Annotated in this window: 18 protein-coding genes; 11 read left to right on the top strand and 7 right to left on the bottom strand. The window is 71.2% G+C overall.

All coding sequences use genetic code 11. From position 1 onward, the window contains the following. Positions 1 to 103 precede the first annotated feature (103 nt). Entirely contained in the window at positions 104 to 775 is a 672-nt protein-coding gene (locus ASE01_RS03420; RefSeq protein WP_056748633.1) for a heme oxygenase (biliverdin-producing), read from the top strand. Here ASE01_RS03420 and ASE01_RS03415 read toward each other — a convergent pair. Genes ASE01_RS03415 through ASE01_RS03400 form a run of 4 tightly spaced genes read right to left on the bottom strand, consistent with a single transcriptional unit; the run spans position 760 to position 5385 of the window. Then, entirely contained in the window at positions 760 to 2508 is a 1749-nt protein-coding gene (locus ASE01_RS03415) for an N-acyl-D-amino-acid deacylase family protein (RefSeq protein WP_056748632.1), read from the bottom strand. The two genes, ASE01_RS03420 and ASE01_RS03415, sit on opposite strands and share 16 nt — an antisense overlap. Beyond that, on the bottom strand, positions 2490 to 3437 hold the full coding sequence (locus tag ASE01_RS03410) for an alpha/beta hydrolase (RefSeq protein WP_056748631.1): 948 nt from the start codon (positions 3435 to 3437) through the stop codon (positions 2490 to 2492). The genes ASE01_RS03415 and ASE01_RS03410 overlap by 19 nt, the downstream gene beginning before the upstream one ends. After that, positions 3434 to 4072, bottom strand: coding sequence for a TetR/AcrR family transcriptional regulator (locus tag ASE01_RS03405; protein WP_056748630.1), 639 nt, complete (start codon positions 4070 to 4072; stop codon positions 3434 to 3436). The genes ASE01_RS03410 and ASE01_RS03405 overlap by 4 nt, the downstream gene beginning before the upstream one ends. Then, entirely contained in the window at positions 4069 to 5385 is a 1317-nt protein-coding gene (locus ASE01_RS03400) for a flavin-containing monooxygenase (RefSeq protein WP_056748629.1), read from the bottom strand. The genes ASE01_RS03405 and ASE01_RS03400 overlap by 4 nt, the downstream gene beginning before the upstream one ends. A gap of 129 nt (positions 5386 to 5514) precedes the next feature. On the opposite strand from ASE01_RS03400, the gene ASE01_RS03395 reads away from it, so the two are divergent. From ASE01_RS03395 to ASE01_RS03385, 3 genes are read left to right on the top strand one after another with little or no spacing between them, the layout of a single operon-like run. Beyond that, on the top strand, positions 5515 to 6243 hold the full coding sequence (locus ASE01_RS03395) for an SDR family NAD(P)-dependent oxidoreductase (protein ID WP_056748628.1): 729 nt from the start codon (positions 5515 to 5517) through the stop codon (positions 6241 to 6243). Further along, entirely contained in the window at positions 6240 to 7085 is an 846-nt protein-coding gene (locus ASE01_RS03390) for an SDR family NAD(P)-dependent oxidoreductase (protein ID WP_056748627.1), read from the top strand. Before ASE01_RS03395 ends, ASE01_RS03390 begins: the two co-directional genes overlap by 4 nt. 11 nt (positions 7086 to 7096) lie before the next feature. Beyond that, positions 7097 to 7672, top strand: a complete 576-nt coding sequence (locus ASE01_RS03385) for a VanZ family protein (protein ID WP_056748626.1) — start codon at positions 7097 to 7099, stop codon at positions 7670 to 7672. Here the strand turns inward: ASE01_RS03385 and ASE01_RS03380 are convergent. Next, the gene (locus ASE01_RS03380; RefSeq protein ID WP_056748625.1) at positions 7655 to 8086 is read right to left on the bottom strand and encodes an SRPBCC family protein; all 432 of its coding nucleotides are present in this window, start codon (positions 8084 to 8086) and stop codon (positions 7655 to 7657) included. The two genes, ASE01_RS03385 and ASE01_RS03380, sit on opposite strands and share 18 nt — an antisense overlap. Before the next feature lie 72 nt (positions 8087 to 8158). Here ASE01_RS03380 and ASE01_RS03375 point away from each other — a divergent pair, with 72 nt between their 5' ends. The 3 genes from ASE01_RS03375 to ASE01_RS03365 are packed head-to-tail and all read left to right on the top strand — an operon-like array spanning position 8159 to position 11259. Then, the gene (locus ASE01_RS03375) at positions 8159 to 8542 is read left to right on the top strand and encodes a MerR family transcriptional regulator (RefSeq protein ID WP_056748624.1); all 384 of its coding nucleotides are present in this window, start codon (positions 8159 to 8161) and stop codon (positions 8540 to 8542) included. A 34-nt stretch (positions 8543 to 8576) separates the two neighbouring features. Then, complete coding sequence (locus tag ASE01_RS03370) at positions 8577 to 9566, top strand: aldo/keto reductase (RefSeq protein ID WP_082605800.1); 990 nt, start codon at positions 8577 to 8579, stop codon at positions 9564 to 9566. Between the two features lie 19 nt (positions 9567 to 9585). After that, the gene (locus ASE01_RS03365; RefSeq protein WP_056748623.1) at positions 9586 to 11259 is read left to right on the top strand and encodes a phospho-sugar mutase; all 1674 of its coding nucleotides are present in this window, start codon (positions 9586 to 9588) and stop codon (positions 11257 to 11259) included. Positions 11260 to 11272: 13 nt separating this feature from the next. Here the strand turns inward: ASE01_RS03365 and ASE01_RS03360 are convergent, their stop codons facing one another. After that, positions 11273 to 11839: a hypothetical protein gene (locus tag ASE01_RS03360; protein WP_056748622.1), complete on the bottom strand. Its 567-nt coding sequence runs from the start codon at positions 11837 to 11839 to the stop codon at positions 11273 to 11275. Positions 11840 to 11862: 23 nt separating this feature from the next. Between ASE01_RS03360 and deoC the strand changes: the two genes are divergently transcribed. The 4 genes from deoC to ASE01_RS03340 are packed head-to-tail and all read left to right on the top strand — an operon-like array spanning position 11863 to position 15694. Then, positions 11863 to 12846 (top strand): deoxyribose-phosphate aldolase, encoded by a 984-nt coding sequence (gene deoC, locus ASE01_RS03355; protein WP_056748621.1) that lies wholly within the window; start codon positions 11863 to 11865, stop codon positions 12844 to 12846. 3 nt (positions 12847 to 12849) lie between these two features. After that, complete coding sequence (locus ASE01_RS03350; protein ID WP_056748620.1) at positions 12850 to 14286, top strand: aldehyde dehydrogenase family protein; 1437 nt, start codon at positions 12850 to 12852, stop codon at positions 14284 to 14286. Continuing rightward, positions 14286 to 15155 (top strand): aldehyde dehydrogenase family protein, encoded by an 870-nt coding sequence (locus ASE01_RS03345; protein ID WP_056748619.1) that lies wholly within the window; start codon positions 14286 to 14288, stop codon positions 15153 to 15155. Before ASE01_RS03350 ends, ASE01_RS03345 begins: the two co-directional genes overlap by 1 nt. A 2-nt stretch (positions 15156 to 15157) precedes the next feature. Further along, on the top strand, positions 15158 to 15694 hold the full coding sequence (locus tag ASE01_RS03340) for a DUF1990 family protein (RefSeq protein WP_056748618.1): 537 nt from the start codon (positions 15158 to 15160) through the stop codon (positions 15692 to 15694). 606 nt (positions 15695 to 16300) lie between these two features. Here the strand turns inward: ASE01_RS03340 and ASE01_RS24755 are convergent. Beyond that, the coding region (locus tag ASE01_RS24755; protein WP_162260264.1) for an HNH endonuclease signature motif containing protein at positions 16301 to 16857 on the bottom strand (557 nt) is incomplete at its 5' end.

Here is a 16857-nt window from a genome sequence, read left to right as displayed (position 1 = left end):
GCCTCGCGGTCTTGACATCGCCGGCGCTTTTTCCTGACACTTAGTCAACAACCTGTCGACGCCGTCGTACGACGCCCCCAACGACTCCCCGAGGAGTTCCCCCATGTCCGTGGCCACCACCGTCCGCGACGAGGCCGTGACGCTGTCCGCCGCGATGCGCGAGGGCTCCCGCGCCGAGCACGAGGCCGCCGAGGGGTCGACCTTCATGTCCGAGCTGCTCGAGGGCAAGCTCGACATCCAGGCACACACCGACCTCCTGCTGCGCCTGCGCCGCGTGTACGCCGCCCTCGAGACGGCCATCGCGCGCCACTCCTCCGACCCGCTGATCGCGCCGATCCACGACTCGGCACTCGAGCGGCTCGCCGCCATCGATGCCGACCTCGCCCACTGGGCGCCCGGCGTGGACCCGGCCGGGGTCGACTCACCCGCAGCGGCGGCGTACGTCGCCCAGATCGAGCAGGCCGACTGGGCCGGGCTGCTGCTCGCGCACCACTACACCCGCTACCTCGGCGACCTGTCGGGCGGCCAGATCATCGGCCGCATCCTCCGGCGCACCTACGACGTGCCCGAGGACCGCGGCACGGCGTTCTACGAGTTCACCGAGATCCCGAAGCCGAAGCTGTTCAAGGACTCCTACCGTGCCGCGCTCGACGGCCTCGGCCTGTCCCCCGAGCAGGTCGGCCGCGTCGTCGACGAGGTCCGGGTCGTGTTCGGCCTCAACCAGGCGCTCTTCGACGAGCTCGGCGGACAGATCGAGCGCTACCGCGCGGCCTGAGCCCGCAGGAACCTCCCGGTCCGTCGCACCCCGACCGTCTCGGTCGGGACGCCCTGGTCCACCACGAGCTCGCCACCGACCAGCACTGCCGTCACGGTGGCGTCGTTGCGGTTGACCATGCGTGACAGGTTGCCGTAGGCCGCCACCGGCGCCTCGGCATAGGCGTCGAGGGAGTCGTCGAGCCGCTCCGGGTCGATCACGACCAGATCGGCGGGGTCGCCCTCGCGCAGGTGGCCGGCCTCGATGCCGTACCACTCCCCCAGCTCGCCGGTCAGCCGGTGCACGGCCTGCTCGAGGCTCATGAAGGGCGAACCGGCGCGCTCCGCGTCGCGGACCCGGCGCAGCAGGCGCAGGCCGAAGTTGTAGAACGCCATGTTGCGCAAGTGCGCGCCCGCGTCGGAGAAGCCGAGCTGCACACCGGGATCGGCGCTCAGCATGTCGAGGACCTTCGGGCGGTGGTTGGAGATCGTGGTGCGCCACCGGACCTTGTCGCCGTGCTCCACGACGAGGTCGAGGAAGGCGTCGACCGGGTGCAGGCCGCCACGATCGACGCCCACCTGGCCGAAGGTCTTCCCGACGACGGACGCGTCCGGGCACTCGGTGATCTGGGCGTCGAAGAAGTCGCGGTGCCAGACCCGGGGGCCGTACTTGGCGTCGTAGTCCTTGCGGAACCGGCGGCGGTACTCCTCGTCCTGCAGCAACGCACGCTGCTCCTCGATCCGGTCGGAGAGGTGCAGGGCCGCGGCACCAGAACCGAACTCCTCGAAGATGACCAGCGCGATGCCGTCGGCGTACACCTCGAAGGGCACCGGGAGGTGCTGGAAGCGCAGGTCTCCGCCGCAACGGTTGACGGTGCGAGCCAGGAACGGGAAGAGGTACGCCACGAACGGGATCGCCTTGATGTCGGCCGCCGAGAGCAGGCTGACCTTGAGCGCCGGCTTGCGGCCGTAGCCCGCGCTGCTGAACGCCATCTGCACCAGGCTGTGCGGGCGCCCGACGTCGGGTCCACCCTGCAGGGCACGGCCACGGGCGCGGAGCACCCGGTTCAGACGGCGCCGCTCCTTGCCCTTCGCGTACGTCGACGGCAGGGTCCGCGACCGGCAGGTCTCGCCGTCGAGCTTGTCGAACATCAGCTGCTGCGAGGACATCCCGATGAAGCCCTCGTCGAGGGCGTCGACCAGGTCGGCCTCCATCCGGTTCAGCTCGGCGCTGGTCGGACGCACCGAGGAGTCGGTCGATCGCTCCAGGCCCATCCGGGTGGCGCGGATGTCGGAGTGGCCGATGAACGCGGCGATGTTGGGGCCGAGCGGCAGCTTCTCGAGGGCTTCGACGTACTCGCCCGCCGTGGTCCAGGTCCGGTCCTTCAGCGCCTCGACGACGTGCGGTCGCGGGATCGCCTCGACCCGGCCGAACAGGTCGCCGGCGTCGGACGCGCTCGAGTGCACCGTCGAGAGCGAGCAGGAGCCGAGGAAGGTCGTGGTGACGCCGTGCCGCAGCGACTCCTCCAGGCCCGACTGGACCAGGACCTCGACGTCGTAGTGCGTGTGGATGTCGACCAGGCCCGGGAGCACCCACTTGCCGGCGGCATCGATCACCCGCGGGCAGTCGGTGGTGTCGAGCGCCTCTGCGCTCACGGTGACGACGCGGCCGTCACGGATGCCGAGATGGCGCACGGCCGAGGGCGCTCCGGTGCCGTCGAACCAACGGCCGTTGCTCACGACGACGTCGTACATGCCTGCTCCTCGATGTTCTCCGGGGTGTTCTCCGGGGTGTTCTCCGGAGTGAGGTCCGGGAACTGCCGGACCAGGAAGTGAACAGCATGGCGTACTGCGGGCTCGTGGAACGGCTTCCCGGCGAACAGGTCGAAGTGGTCGCCCGGGTAGTGCCGCACCTCGGCGCGCCCGGCGAAGGCCGCCTTCATCGCCGCCTGCAGCGGCGCGCTGCGGTCGAAGTCCGCGACCTGCACCAGCCACGGGACCTCCAGGTCGGCCGCAGCCTTCGCCGGCGCCCGGGTGCCGAGCTCCATCACGACGTCCGCCGCGATCTCGTTGCGCCAGGTCGGGCCGGCGACCGCGAGGTAGTCCTCGTAGGCGCCGCTGACGGTGAGCGCACCGATCTCGCCGGGACGCGCGACGACCGGGATCATCGAGGGACCACGGCCCGCCCGACGGCGTACGGCGCTGGCGATGCCGCGACCGGTGGACGCGAGCAGCTGGCCCGGGGTGTGGTGCTTGGCCGCGAGCCGGGCGGCGGCGAGGCCGTCGACCAGGGGGACGACCGAGACGACGGCCGCGATGTCGGAGCGCTCCGTCGCGACGCTGACGACGTGGCCGCCACCGAGCGAGATCCCCCACAGCACCATCCGTTCCGGATCCACGCCGGGCAGCCGCTTCGCCGCGTCGACGGCCGCATGGAGGTCGGCGATCTGGGCGGCGAGCGAGACGACCTGGCGTTCGGCACCGCCGCTGGCGCCGAAGCCGCGGTAGTCGAAGGTGACCGCGTGCAGGCCCGCTGCCCCGAAGGCCTCGGCGAAGGGCCACATGCCGGCGTCCTGCGTGCCGGCGAGTCCGTGCGCCAGCACGACGACGGGTGCGCCGTCGCGGCCCGCGACATGGGAGGCGGCGCAGGTGACGCCACCGGAGGTGAAGGTGAAGGGGGTCATGAGGTGCTCCCGTAGACGGCGTTGATCCAGAGGTGGGTGAGCGCGTCGATGTGCTGCTCGCGGCCGGGACCGGTGCCCCGGGCGTGCCGCTCGACGGAGTGGTCGTTGAGGTCGAGCAGCACCGCGGCGAGGGTCGCGGCGTCCGGGACGCCGGGGCCGTCGCTCGCACGGCCGGCGGCCCGCTCCCGGGTGATCATCTCGGCGACCATCGAGGCGAACTCCGCACGTCCGGCGTCCCAGAGGTCCTGGACCGACGGGCTGCTCGCGCGCGCCTCCAGCAGCGCCCGGTAGGTGTGCGGTGTGCGGTCGACCGAGTCGAAGAGGGTGGTGATGACGGCACGGATCCGCTCGCGCGGGTCCCCCTCGGCCTTGACCAGCAGGTCGGTCGCGTCCGACGCGTCGTCGTACAACGCGGCCATCAGGGCGAGCACCGCGACGGCCTTGCTCTCGAAGTAGAAGTAGAACGCCGACCGGGTGACCCCTGCGCGCCGGGAGATCTCCGCGACGTTGACCTCGTCGAGGGTCTGCTCACGGAGCAGCTCGTCGAAGGCGTTCAACAGCGCCTCGCGACGTACGTCGCCACGGTTGACGCTGCGCCGGTCGACGAGCCGCGCCCAGGCGCGTTCCTCGCTCACCGGGTGCCTGCCCGGGCCAGTCCGGCGGGGATCTCCTTCACCCGGAGGTCGTGCTCGTACAGGAAGTAGTCGAGCTGCTGGGTGTGCCGCGGCCGCTGGACCATGTGGGCGGTGTACTTCTGCTGGTCCTCGTCGATCACCCGCTCCATCTCGGCCTCCGCCGGCGGGGCGTAGCGCCCGACCAGCCAGGCCGCGACCATGCGGGTCTGGCACTCGACGAACGGGAACAGGGTCGGTGTGGCCTGGGCGAAGCCGACGAACGCGATGTCGTCCATGCCCGGCTTGAAGACCCGCTTGTAGAGGCGGATCTCGTTCTCCGGCGCGCTGATCAGGTCCTCGTCGAAGAACGGGAAGGTGATGTTGTACCCCGTCGCGTGGACCACCACGTCGAAGTCCTCGGAGGTGCCGTCGACGAAGTGCACGGTCTGCCCGTCGAAGCGCTCGATGTCGCCTTTTGCCCGCAGGTCCCCGGATCCCATGCGCAGCGGCAGCTCGACCGACTGCGTCGGGTGGGCCTCGAAGAACTTGTGGTTGGGCGCGGGCAGGCCCATGTCGGTCGGGCGTCCCATCATCGGCTGCATGGTCTGGAGGACCTTGCGCTGCCAGGCCACGGGGATGTGCGGAGAGGTCCGGTAGTACTTGTCGGCGGGCGTGCCGCCGTAGTACTTCGGCACGATGTAGGCGCTCGACCTCGTCGAGATGACGACCTCGTTGTCGAGGGTCCTGCTGGACAGCTCGACCGCGATGTCGGCGGCGCTGTTGCCCAGGCCGATGATCAGGATCCGCTTGCCGGTGAGGTCGTGCGGCGAGCGCGGGTCGATGTAGGCGTGCGAGTGCATCGTCAGGCCGGTGAACTCGCCCGGCTTCACGGCGAAGCGCGGGTCCCAGTGGTGGCCGTTGGCGACGAGCAGCACGTCGAAGTGCCGGGTGCCGGTGCGCTGGGTGTCGAGGTCCCACCCTCCCTCCGGGGAGCGGCGCGCGTGGACCACGCCGTTCTCGAACTCGATGTGCCGGCGGATGTCGAACGCGTCGGCATAGGCGTCGAGGTAGTCCTTGATCTGCGTGTGGTGCGGGAAGTCGGGGTACTCCTCGGGCATCGGGAAGTCCTTGAAGGACAGCTGGTGCTTCGAGGTGTCGATGTGCAGCGACTTGTAGGCGCTGCTGTGCCCGTTGGGGTTGCCGAACGCCCAGTTGCCACCGACCCGGTCCGAGGACTCGAAGGTCGCGAACTCCAGGCCGTAGTCGGCCAGCATCTTGCTCATGGTCAGGCCGCTGATCCCGGCCCCGATCACGGCGACGCGTGGTCCGCCCATGACTTCCTCCTCGCCCCCGCCGTTCCCGGAGAGACCTGTTCCTTGCTTGACAACACTGGGTGACGGGCGTCACGTTAAGCCGGTGAGTTGACACGTGTCAATCACCACCGACGAGCGTCAGGAGTTTCCATGCAGGTGACAGTCGTGATCGGCGGCGCATCCGGGATCGGCCGTGCGACGGCACAGGTGCTCGACGCCTCCGACCACCGGGTGGTCGTGGCGGACCTGCCGGGCACCGAGGCCGACGTCGAGGTCGACGTGACCGACGAGGCCTCGGTCGCCGCCCTCTTCGACCACGTCCTCGCCGAGCACGGCGCCTTCCAGGGCGTCGTGAACTGCGCCGGCGTCAGCACCCTCGCGCGGGTCGTCGACCACGACGCCGCCGAGTGGCGCCGGGTCGTGGACGTCTGCCTGACCGGCTCCTTCCTCGTCCTCAAGCACGCCGGACAGCGGGTCGCCGACGGAGGTTCGCTGGTCTCGCTGTCCTCGCTCAACGCCCGCCAGCCCGGCGCCGGCCTCGCGGCGTACTGCGCCTCGAAGGCAGGCCTGGTCGCCCTCACCGAGGTCACCGCCCTCGAGCTCGGCAGCCGCGGGGTGCGGGTCAACGCCGTCGCCCCCGGTCTCGTCATCACCCCGCTCACCGCTCCGGCGATGGACATCCCCGGGGTGCGCGATGAGTACGTCGACAACACCGCCCTCGGTCGTCCGGGCGAGCCGGGCGAGATCGCCGCCGCGATCCGGTTCCTGCTCTCGCCGGACTCCGCCTGGATCACCGGCGAGACCCTCGACATCAACGGGGGCGCCCACCTCAAGCGCTACCCCGACCTCGTCGGGCTCGTCGAGAAGGCGTTCGGGTGAGCCGCACGGACCGGACCGGCCTCGCGGGCCGCACGGCCCTGGTCACCGGTGGCGGCTCCGGCATCGGGGCCGCCCTCACCCGGACCCTCGTGCGCGACGGCGCGCACGTGCTGTGCGCCGATCTCGACCTCGCCGCGGCCACCTCCGTGGCCGCCGGCGTGAGCGGCCCGGGCACGGCGACCGCGCGACGGGTCGACGTCACCTCCGCCGAGGACGTCGAAGGTGCCGTCGACGCGCTGGTCGCGGCACACGGCCGGATCGACCTGGTCTTCAACAACGCCGGCATCACCTTCCTCGGCAACACCGAGGACCTCTCGCTCGAGCAGTGGAACGCGATCATCGACGTCAACGTGCGCGGCGTCGTGCACGGCGTCCACGCGGCGTACCCGCGGATGATCGCGCAGGGCTCGGGCCACATCGTCAACACCGCCTCGATGGGCGGCCTGATGGCGGCGGGCCTGATGACCTCCTATGTCACCACCAAGCACGCCGTCGTCGGCCTGTCCCTCGCGCTGCGCACCGAGGCGGCGGCGCACGGCGTCGGCGTCACCGTGGTCTGCCCGGCGGCCGTCGACACCCCGATCCTCGACAAGGGCGAGATCGGTCGTTTCCGCGGCCGCGACTTCTACCTCGAGGGCCAGGGCATCAAGCATCCGGTCGATCCCGACGTGCTGGCACGACGGGTGCTGGAGGCGATCGCTGCCGACGAGGCCTACGTCGTCGAGCCGCGTCAGGCCCGGTTCGCCTGGCGGCTCGGTCGCCTGTCCCCCACCTTCGTCAACAAGATGGCCACGAAGTTCATCGCCCGACAGCGCGCACAGGCGTTGGGTGGGGGCCGATAGCCTCTTGCCCCATGGTCGAGTTCGGCGGCACGGGCGTGATGCTGCTCGGGGTCACCGCCTCGGCGGTCGTCTTCGGGCTGCTCGGCCTGCTCCTGGCCCGTTCCCTGGGCTGGGTCTCCGCGATCTCGATCGCCGGCTTCGGCTGGTCGCTCGCCGTGATCGGACTGGTCACCCTGGTCCCGACCTCCGCGCACACCGGCATCGTCGCCGCCGAGACCCGGATGGCCACGTGCTCCTGGGACATCGGCGGCCCGGCCCCTGAGGGCTTCTGGATCTTCGAGTCCGGGCAGCGCACCCTCAACACGGTGCTCTTCGTGCCGGCGGGAGCCCTGCTGCTGCTGGCGGTCGCTCGCTGGCGTTCGGGCTGGCTGCTGGCCCCACTGGGCCTGATCGGCCTCGCGGGCTACTCCGCGCTGATCGAGAAGACCCAGCTCGAGCTCGCCCGGATCGACCGTGCCTGCGACGTCACCGACGTGGTCGACAACGTCACCGGCGCCCTGGTCGGCGCTGCCATCGGGCTCGTCCTCGTCGTGGTCCTCCAACCGTGGCGGCACCGTCACCGCAGGTCGTCAGCCCGCAACGGCTGAGGCGAGGCCCTCGCGACAGCCGGCCATCATCCGGCGGTGGTTCCAGCTCAGCACCGGCCGGCCGACGTACGACGCCAGGGCCAGCAGCCCCGTGACGGTGACCGCCTGCGCGAAGTCCAGCCGGGTCCCGCCGTCCGTCGGGGTCAGCGTGAAGCGGGCGAATCCCTCGAGGTCACCACCGAGCGCGACCTCGACGACCGGCGGTGTGCGCGTGACGGCGTCCAGCACGAGGTCGAGCGTGTAGGGCAGCGCGGAGCGGCAGCACACCCAGGCGGTGTCCGGCCCGAGCTTGGCGACCGCACGGACCTGCGGCCACCAGCGCGGATAGTGCTCGAGGTCGGTGAGCGCGGTCGCGACGGCGTCGACCGGAGCAGCGACGTCCCAGGCATCGGTGAACTCGAACCTGGCCTCCATGCCGCCATCATGCCGCGGCCGCACGGACCGGCCACTTGACCTGGAGTGCACTCCAGGGAGGAAGATCGGCAGATGACCGGAGTGAGCATCGCCGCAGCCGCCGACGAGCTCGGCCTGAGCGCCGACACGCTGCGCTACTACGAGAAGGACGGCCTCCTCCTGCGTGCGGTCCCCCGCACCAGCAGCGGCCACCGGACCTATGCCGAGGCCGACCTGCGCTGGATCACGCTGGTGACCCGGTTGCGCGCCACGGGCATGCCGATCCGGGACGTCCGGAGGTACGCCGACCTCGTGCGTGCCGGCGAGGGCAACGAGGAGGAGCGACTGGCCCTGCTCCAGGCCCACCGCGAGGACGTGCTGCGGCAACTGGCCGAGGTGACCGCCCACCTCGGGGCGATCGACCACAAGATCGGCATCTACGAGCACACCCTGGAGAAACTCTCGGCCAGCGCTTGACCTGGAGCGCACTCCAAGGGGTTTGCTGGTGGTCATGACGATCTCCACCCGCACTCTCGGAACCACCTCCCCCCTCACCGTCTCCGGCCTGGGACTCGGCTGCATGGGCATGTCCGACTTCTACGGCGCCCCGGACGAGGCCGGCGGCATCGCGACCATCCACCGCGCGCTCGACCTCGGCGTCACCTTCCTCGACACCGCTGACATGTACGGCCCCTGGACCAACGAGCAGCTCGTCGGCAAGGCGGTCGCCGGACGTCGCGACGAGGTGCAGCTCGCCACCAAGTTCGGCATCGACCGCGGTCCCGACGGCGCTCGCCGCGGCATCCAGGGCAGCCCCGACTACGTCCGCGCCGCGTGCGACGCCTCGCTGCAGCGCCTCGGTGTCGACCACATCGATCTCTACTACCAGCACCGCGTCGACCCGACCGTCCCGATCGAGGACACCGTCGGTGCGATGAAGGAGCTCGTCGAGGCCGGGAAGGTGCGCCACCTCGGCCTCTCGGAGGCATCGGCCGAGACCGTCCGCCGCGCCCACGCGACCCACCCGATCACCGCGCTGCAGACGGAGTACTCGCTGTTCACCCGCGACCTCGAGGACGAGATCCTCCCCGTCCTGCGTGAGCTCGGCATCGGGCTGGTTCCCTACTCGCCCCTCGGCCGCGGACTCCTGACCGGTGCCATGACCGCCACCCCTGCTGAGGGCGACAGCCGCTCGACGGCCTACTTCCCTCGTTTCCAGGGCGAGAACCTCGCCACCAACCTCACCCTCGTCGAGCAGATCGCCGCGCTGGCCGGCACCCACGGCTGCACGCCCGGCCAGCTGGCCCTCGCCTGGGTGCTCGCGCAGGGCGAGGACGTCGTGCCGATCCCCGGCACCAAGCGGGTGCGCTACCTCGAGGAGAACGTCGGTGCCGCGGACGTCACGCTCACGGCCGCCGACCTCGCCGCACTGGAGGTCGCGGTGCCCCGCGACGCAGTCGCCGGGGACCGGTACGGCGACCTGAGCAGCATCGACGCCTGACCGGGGCTAACGTGGCCCGGTGACCACGCCCGACACCGACGTCCTGATCACCCGCGCGCAGGCCTGGCTCGCCGAGGATCCGGACGAGCAGACCCGCGACGAGCTGACCCGGGTGATCGCCGCGGTCGAGGCCGGCGACGCCGATGCGCGCGTCGACCTCGCCGACCGGTTCCGCGGCACGCTCGAGTTCGGCACGGCGGGCCTGCGCGGCGCGCTCGGTGCCGGGCCGAACCGGATGAACCGGATCGTGGTCATCCGCGCGGCATCCGGCCTCGCGTCGTACCTCATCGCGGGCGGGACCGAGCCGGGCACGCCCGTCGTGATCGGGTACGACGCCCGCCACAACTCCGACGTCTTCGCACGTGACACGGCGGAGGTGATGGCGGGCGCCGGCCTGAAGCCGCTGCTGCTGCCGCGGCCGCTGCCCACCCCGTTGCTGGCCTACGCGATCCGCGAGCTCGGCTGCGCGGCCGGCGTGATGGTCACCGCGAGCCACAACCCGCCGCAGGACAACGGCTACAAGGTCTACCTCGGCGACGGCAGCCAGATCGTGCCGCCCGCCGACACCGGGATCGCCGAGCACATCGCTGCGGTGGGTTCGCTCCGCGCCGTGGCGCGCGAGCCGCTCGAGTCGACCGGCGGACGGGTCCTCGACGAGGGCATCGTCGACGCCTACCTCGACACCGCGGCGTCGATCGCGGGCGACGGCCCGCGCGACCTGGCGATCGTCTACACGCCACTGCACGGCGTGGGCGGCGGCGCGCTCCCGGCCGTGCTGGAGACCGCCGGGTTCACCGAGCCGCAGATCGTGGCCGAGCAGGAGCACCCCGACGCGGACTTCCCGACCGTCTCCTTCCCCAACCCGGAGGAGCCCGGTGCGATCGACCTCGCCGTGGCGCTCGCCGAGCGCAACGGTGCCGACATCGTGATCGCCAACGACCCCGACGCGGACCGCTGCGCGGCCGCCGTGCCGGACCCGGACGGCGGCTGGCGGATGCTGCGCGGCGACGAGGTGGGCGCCCTCCTCGCCGACCACCTGCTGCGGGCCGGACGCACCGGCGTCTACGCCACCTCGATCGTCTCGTCCTCCCTGCTCGGCACGATGGCCGCCGCGCACGGGCAGCGCTACGCGGAGACCCTCACCGGCTTCAAGTGGATCGGTCGCCTCCCGGACCTGGTGTTCGGCTACGAGGAGGCGCTCGGCTACTGCGTCGACCCCGTCAACGTCGCCGACAAGGACGGCGTCACCGCCGCACTCCTGCTCTGCGAGATCGCCGCCGAGGCCAAGGACGCCGGTCGCTCGCTGCTCGACCTGCTCGACGACATCGCGGTCGCGCACGGGTTGCACGCCACCGACCAGCTCTCGGTGCGGGTCACCGACCTCGGGCAGATCGCGACCGCCATGGAGCGTCTGCGCGCCACCCCGCCGACCTCGCTGGGCGGCTCGGCCGTCACGTCCGCCGAGGACCTGACCGTCGGATCCGCCGACCTCCCGCCGACCGACGGCCTGCGCTACCGGACCGACGACGGCAGCCGGGTCGTCGTACGACCGAGCGGCACGGAGCCGAAGCTCAAGTGCTACCTCGAGGTCGTGGTGCCGGTCGCTGACGGCGACGTGGCCGCTGCGCGCGCCGACGCGGCGACCCGATTGGCCGGGCTGCGCGCCGACATCGCCGCTGCGGCGGGGATCTGACCGCTCGGGCAGGTCAGCGCAGGACAGAGGCGAGCAGGGTCGCGACCACCAGCACGGCACCGGCACCGAGCTCCGCCGCCGCCCAGGTGCGGCGGACCGGTGCCACCTCGGCGCCCTCGACGGCCGTCCGCTTCGCCTCGGTGGCGCGACGGTTGATCCGTTCCTCGACCAGGTGGCCCAGCGAGTGCTGACCGAGCTTGGCGTCCGGGGCCACCCGCGCGTCCTTGCGGATGGTGCCGCGGCTGCGCCCGAAGCCGCCCGCGACGTAGGTCCGCTCCGGAGTGTGCACCCGGGTGACCTGGTTGATCTCGACCTCGCGGATGCGCTGGTACGGGATGCGCAGGGTGTGCGAGACGTTGCGCACCTCCAGCTCCTCGACGTGCAGGACCACGGCCGGGCGGATCAGCACCGACCACACGATGACGGCGAGCAGCAGCGTCGCGGACCAGGTCAGGGGGTCGAACCCGACGACCGCGGTGCTGTAGACGAGCACGACCGCCGCGGCCACCAGGCCGATGGCCCCGACCACGATCCCGCCCGACCTGAACAGCTCCGACTTCTCGACACCTTCGTTCCGCACGATTGCAACCCTATGCTGAGGGGATGCCGACCACCGCCCCCAGCGATCCCGTCCAGGGACTCGCGGCGTACTCCGAAGTGACGGCCAGCGAGGCCTCGCTCCGCCGCTTCCTCCACGGCCTTCCCGGCGTCGACCAGGTCGGCGCGGAGGCGCGCGCCACCGGACTCGGGACCCGCTCCATCAAGACCACCTCGAAGGCGTGGGCACTCGACCTCGCCATCCGGATGGTCGACCTCACCACGCTCGAGGGCCAGGACACGCCCGGCAAGGTGCGCGCGCTGGCCAGCAAGGCCCTGCGCCCCGACCCCGCCGACCCGGGCTGCCCCTCGGTCGCGGCCGTCTGCGTGTACGGCGACATGGTCGGCGAGGTGAAGGCGGTCGTCGGCGACCGGGTCAACGTCGCCGCCGTCGCCACCGCCTTCCCCAGCGGTCGTGCGTCGATGGCGATCAAGCTCGCCGACACCCGCGACGCGGTCGCGGCCGGCGCCGACGAGATCGACATGGTGATCGACCGGGGCGCCTTCCTCGCCGGCCACTACCTCCAGGTGTTCGAGGAGATCGTCGCGGTCCGCGACGCCTGCGCCCGTCCCGACGGATCGCACGCCCACCTCAAGGTGATCTTCGAGACCGGCGAGCTGCAGACCTACGACAACGTCCGCCGCGCCTCGTGGCTGGCGATGCTCGCGGGCAGCGACTTCATCAAGACCTCCACCGGCAAGGTCCAGCCGGCCGCCACGCTGCCGGTGACCCTGGTGATGCTCGAGGCCGTCCGCGACTTCCGCGAGGCCACCGGCGTGCAGATCGGCGTGAAGCCGGCGGGCGGCATCCGCACCGCCAAGGACGCCATCAAGTACCTCGTCATGGTCAACGAGATCGCCGGCGACGACTGGCTCGACCCGGACTGGTTCCGCTTCGGCGCCTCGACGCTGCTCAACGACCTGCTGATGCAGCGCACGAAGATGACCACCGGCCGCTACAGCGGTCCCGACTACTTCACCCTGGACTGACACATGGCCTTCGAGTACGCACCAGCACCCGAGTCGCGCAGCATCGTCGACATCAAGGCGTCCTACGGGCTGTTCATCGACGGTGACTTCGTCGATGGCCACGGTTCGTCGTTCAAGACGATCAACCCCGCCACCGAGGAGACCCTCGCCGAGATCGCCGAAGCGTCCGACGCGGACGTCGACCTGGCCGTGAAGGCCGCTCGTCGGGCGTTCCGCGGCTGGTCGCGGATGTCCGGCAAGGAGCGCGCGAAGTACCTCTTCCGGATCGCCCGGATCATCCAGGAGCGCGGCCGCGAGCTGGCCGTCCTGGAGTCGATCGACAACGGCAAGCCGATCAAGGAGAGCCGCGACGTCGACGTACCCATCGTCGCCGCGCACTTCTTCTACTACGCCGGCTGGGCCGACAAGCTGGAGCACGCCGGCCTCGGCGCGAACCCGCAGCCGCTCGGCGTCGCCGGCCAGGTGATCCCCTGGAACTTCCCGCTGCTGATGCTGGCCTGGAAGATCGCCCCCGCCCTGGCGTGCGGCAACACCGTCGTCCTCAAGCCGGCCGAGACCACTCCCCTGACGGCGCTGCTGTTCGCGGAGATCTGCCAGCAGGCCGACCTCCCGCCGGGCGTCGTCAACATCGTCACGGGCGCCGGCTCGACCGGCCAGGCCCTCGTCGGACACTCCGACGTCGACAAGGTCGCCTTCACCGGCTCCACCGGCGTCGGCAAGGCCATCGCCCGCGCGATCGCGGGCACCGACAAGAAGGCGACACTGGAGCTCGGCGGCAAGGCCGCCAACATCGTCTTCGACGACGCCCCCATCGACCAGGCCATCGAGGGCATCGTCGGCGGCATCTTCTTCAACCAGGGCCACGTCTGCTGCGCCGGGTCCCGCCTCCTCGTGCAGGAGTCGGTCGCCGACGAGGTGCTGTCCCGGCTCAAGCGCCGGATGGGAACGCTGCGCGTCGGCGACCCGCTCGACAAGAACACCGACATCGGTGCCATCAACTCCCGCGAGCAGCTCGACCGGATCCGCGAGCTCGCCGGCATCGGCGAGGAGGAGGGCGCCGAGCGCTGGGCGCCGGAGTGCGACCTGCCCTCGAGCGGCTTCTGGTTCCCGCCGACGATCTTCACCGGCGTCACCCAGGCCCACCGGATCGCGCGGGAGGAGGTCTTCGGACCGGTCCTGTCGGTCCTGACCTTCCGGACGCCCGCCGAGGCCGTCGAGAAGGCCAACAACACGCCGTACGGCCTCTCGGCCGGGGTGTGGACCGAGAAGGGCTCGCTGATCCTGCACATGGCCAACGAGTTGCGGGCCGGCGTGGTCTGGGCCAACACGTTCAACAAGTTCGACCCGGCCAGCCCGTTCGGCGGCTACAAGGAATCCGGCTACGGCCGTGAGGGCGGCCGCCAGGGCCTGGCGGCCTACCTGAAGGCGGAGGAGGCCTGATGGCGCGCATCGACGTCCGCAAGACCTACAAGCTCTACATCGGCGGGGCCTTCCCCCGCTCGGAGTCGGGCCACTCCTACGAGGTCACCGACAGTTTGGGGAAGTTCGTGGCCAACGCCGCCCTCGCCTCGCGCAAGGACGTGCGGGACGCCGTCGTCGCGGCCCGCAAGGCCTTCGGCGGCTGGTCCGCGCGCACCGCCTACAACCGCGGCCAGGTCCTCTACCGGATCGCCGAGGTCATGGAGGACCGTCGCCCGCAGTTCGAGGAGGCCGTCAAGCAGTCCGAGGGTGGCACCGCCGCCGCGGCGCGCGCGCAGGTGGACGCCGCCGTCGACCGACTGGTCTGGTACGCCGGCTGGGCGGACAAGCTCGCCCAGGTGGTCGGCAACGCCAACCCCGTGGCCGGGCCGTTCTTCAACCACTCCGCTCCCGAGCCGACCGGCCTCGTGGGCGTCCTGGCGCCGCAGTCGTCCTCGCTGCTCGGCCTGGTCTCCGTGGTCGCGCCCGTCGTGGTCACCGGCAACACGGCAGTCGTCGTGTCGTCGTACGACCGCCCGTTGCCGGCCGTCACCTTCGCCGAGGTGCTCGCCACCTCCGACGTCCCCGGCGGCGTGATCAACATCCTCACCGGTGACGCCGCCGCGCTCGGCCCCTGGCTGGCCGCGCACATGGACGTCAACGCCATCGACCTGGCCGGTGTCGCCGGCTCGACCGAGCTCGCCACCTCGCTCGAGGTCGCTGCCGCCGACAACCTCAAGCGGGTCCGCCGCGCCCCCGCTGCCGAACCGGACTGGTCCGCCGACCCCGGCATCGGTGCGATGACCGCCTTCGTGGAGACGAAGACGGTCTGGCACCCGATCGGGATCTAGGAGTGGTGCCGCCCGGTCTCAGCTACGACGCGGTGACGCAGACGCAGATCCACGAGCGCACCTGGGACCGGCGGCCGGACGGCTACCGACGCTTCGAGAGCTCGGTGGTGATCGGACGCGGCGACGCCGCCTGGGCCTCCGCCGCCGACGTGTTGCAGTGGGGAGTGAAGACCCGCAGCGGCTTCGACGTACGGCCTTCTGCCGCCTCGGCCTCCGACGACCTCCACGTCGTCCCCGACCGCGACTACACCCTGGTCGCCAGGATCGGCCCGGTGCGCCTGCAGGAACCGGTCCGGGTGGTCGACGTCGTGGATCTTCCGGACCGCCGTGGCTTCGCCTACGGCACCCGACCCGGCCATCCCGTGTCCGGCGAGGAGGCGTTCATCGTCCACCGCGCGACGGACGGAACCGTGTGGTTGACCCTCCGGTCACTGACCCGCGCATCGGGCGGGTGGCGACGGCTCCTGTTCCCTGCCGCACTGCTCGCCCAGCCCTTCTACCGGCGGCGCTACCAGGCAGCGCTGCGACAGCCCGCCTGAGCTCGTCCGGACTGCACTCGGGGGGCCGGTCTCCGTTGGTCGAGGAGGTCGCGCAGCGACCATCTCGAGACCCGGCAACCCGGTGCCGCACCCGGGCACGAGCAGACGGGGTACATCGGAGCGGACCCCCGTTGGTCGAGGAGGTCGCGCAGCGACCATCTCGAGACCTGGCAACCCGGTACCGGAACTCGCCCACGGGCAGGTGGGTGCACCGGGACCGACCCCCTGTTGGTCGAGGAGGTCGCGCAGCGACCATCTCGAGACCCGGCAACCCGGTGCCGGAACTCGCCCACGTTGGTCGAGGAGGTCGCGCAGCGACCATCTCGAGACCCGGCAACCCGGTGCCGGAACTCGCCCACGGGCAGGTGGGTGCACCGGGACCGACCCCCGTTGGTCGAGGAGGTCGCGCAGCGACCATCTCGAGACCTGGTGACCCGGTGCCGGAACTCGCCCACGGGCAGGTGGGTGCACCGTGGCGGGTGGTCTCGAGACGGCCGCGGGCGGCCTCCTCGACCACCGGCGGCCGCGGGTGGCCTCCTCGACCGACGATGAAGGCGTGCCTGTACCCCGCCGATGGTGCTCACTCGGCGGGGTTGAGGCGGTCTGTCAGGGCTCGATCGCCTTGGGTGGGTCGAGGGCTCTCGTGCCGCCGGGTCCGACGAGGAAGAGCCGCCCGTGCGGGCTGGTCCAGAGGAAGTGGCCGGGTGCGAGGCTCAGGTAGCGCCACTCACTGAAGGTCTTGGCGCGGTGATGTCGTCTGCAGAGCGGGTGGAGGTTGCACGGACACGTCGGTCCGCCCTCGCGATGTGGGATCTCGTGGTCGATGTCGCACTTCACGGCGGGTGTGGTGCAGTTCGGGAAGCTGCAGGTGTGGCGAAGTGAGCGGACGCGGTGCTTGTGGCGGTCGGGGATCTCGTAGGAGTCGACCGGGATGCAGTCGGCCAGGTTGATGACGGGCCTGACGATGATGCTGGTGGTCTCGCGGGAGCGGAGCCATTGCTTGATCTGTGCGGTGGTGACCGGCTTGTCTCCCCACCTGCCGACGGGGTTCTCACCTCGCAGCGTGCCGTCGGTGATGTGGAGGTCCATCACGACCTTCCGACCGGCGGAACGGACAGTGACCTCACCGGTGTCCTCGTCGGTGGTCAGCAGGTCCAGGGCCA

The sequence above is a fragment of the Nocardioides sp. Root190 genome (assembly GCF_001428565.1).
GTDB lineage: Bacteria > Actinomycetota > Actinomycetes > Propionibacteriales > Nocardioidaceae > Nocardioides.
This window is presented reverse-complemented; position numbering and strand designations above follow the sequence as displayed.

Bases quoted from the DNA above. Each gene is read 5' to 3' on its own strand.
- ASE01_RS03420 (WP_056748633.1), top strand. From the start codon at position 104: ATGTCCGTGGCCACCACCGTCCGCGACGAGGCCGTGACGCTGTCCGCC.
- ASE01_RS03415 (WP_056748632.1), bottom strand. From the start codon at position 2,508: ATGTACGACGTCGTCGTGAGCAACGGCCGTTGGTTCGACGGCACCGGA.
- ASE01_RS03410 (WP_056748631.1), bottom strand. From the start codon at position 3,437: ATGACCCCCTTCACCTTCACCTCCGGTGGCGTCACCTGCGCCGCCTCC.
- ASE01_RS03400 (WP_056748629.1), bottom strand. From the start codon at position 5,385: ATGGGCGGACCACGCGTCGCCGTGATCGGGGCCGGGATCAGCGGCCTG.
- ASE01_RS03395 (WP_056748628.1), top strand. From the start codon at position 5,515: ATGCAGGTGACAGTCGTGATCGGCGGCGCATCCGGGATCGGCCGTGCG.
- ASE01_RS03385 (WP_056748626.1), top strand. From the start codon at position 7,097: ATGGTCGAGTTCGGCGGCACGGGCGTGATGCTGCTCGGGGTCACCGCC.
- ASE01_RS03380 (WP_056748625.1), bottom strand. From the start codon at position 8,086: ATGGAGGCCAGGTTCGAGTTCACCGATGCCTGGGACGTCGCTGCTCCG.
- ASE01_RS03375 (WP_056748624.1), top strand. From the start codon at position 8,159: ATGACCGGAGTGAGCATCGCCGCAGCCGCCGACGAGCTCGGCCTGAGC.
- ASE01_RS03370 (WP_082605800.1), top strand. From the start codon at position 8,577: ATGACGATCTCCACCCGCACTCTCGGAACCACCTCCCCCCTCACCGTC.
- deoC (WP_056748621.1), top strand. From the start codon at position 11,863: ATGCCGACCACCGCCCCCAGCGATCCCGTCCAGGGACTCGCGGCGTAC.
- ASE01_RS03350 (WP_056748620.1), top strand. From the start codon at position 12,850: ATGGCCTTCGAGTACGCACCAGCACCCGAGTCGCGCAGCATCGTCGAC.
- ASE01_RS03345 (WP_056748619.1), top strand. From the start codon at position 14,286: ATGGCGCGCATCGACGTCCGCAAGACCTACAAGCTCTACATCGGCGGG.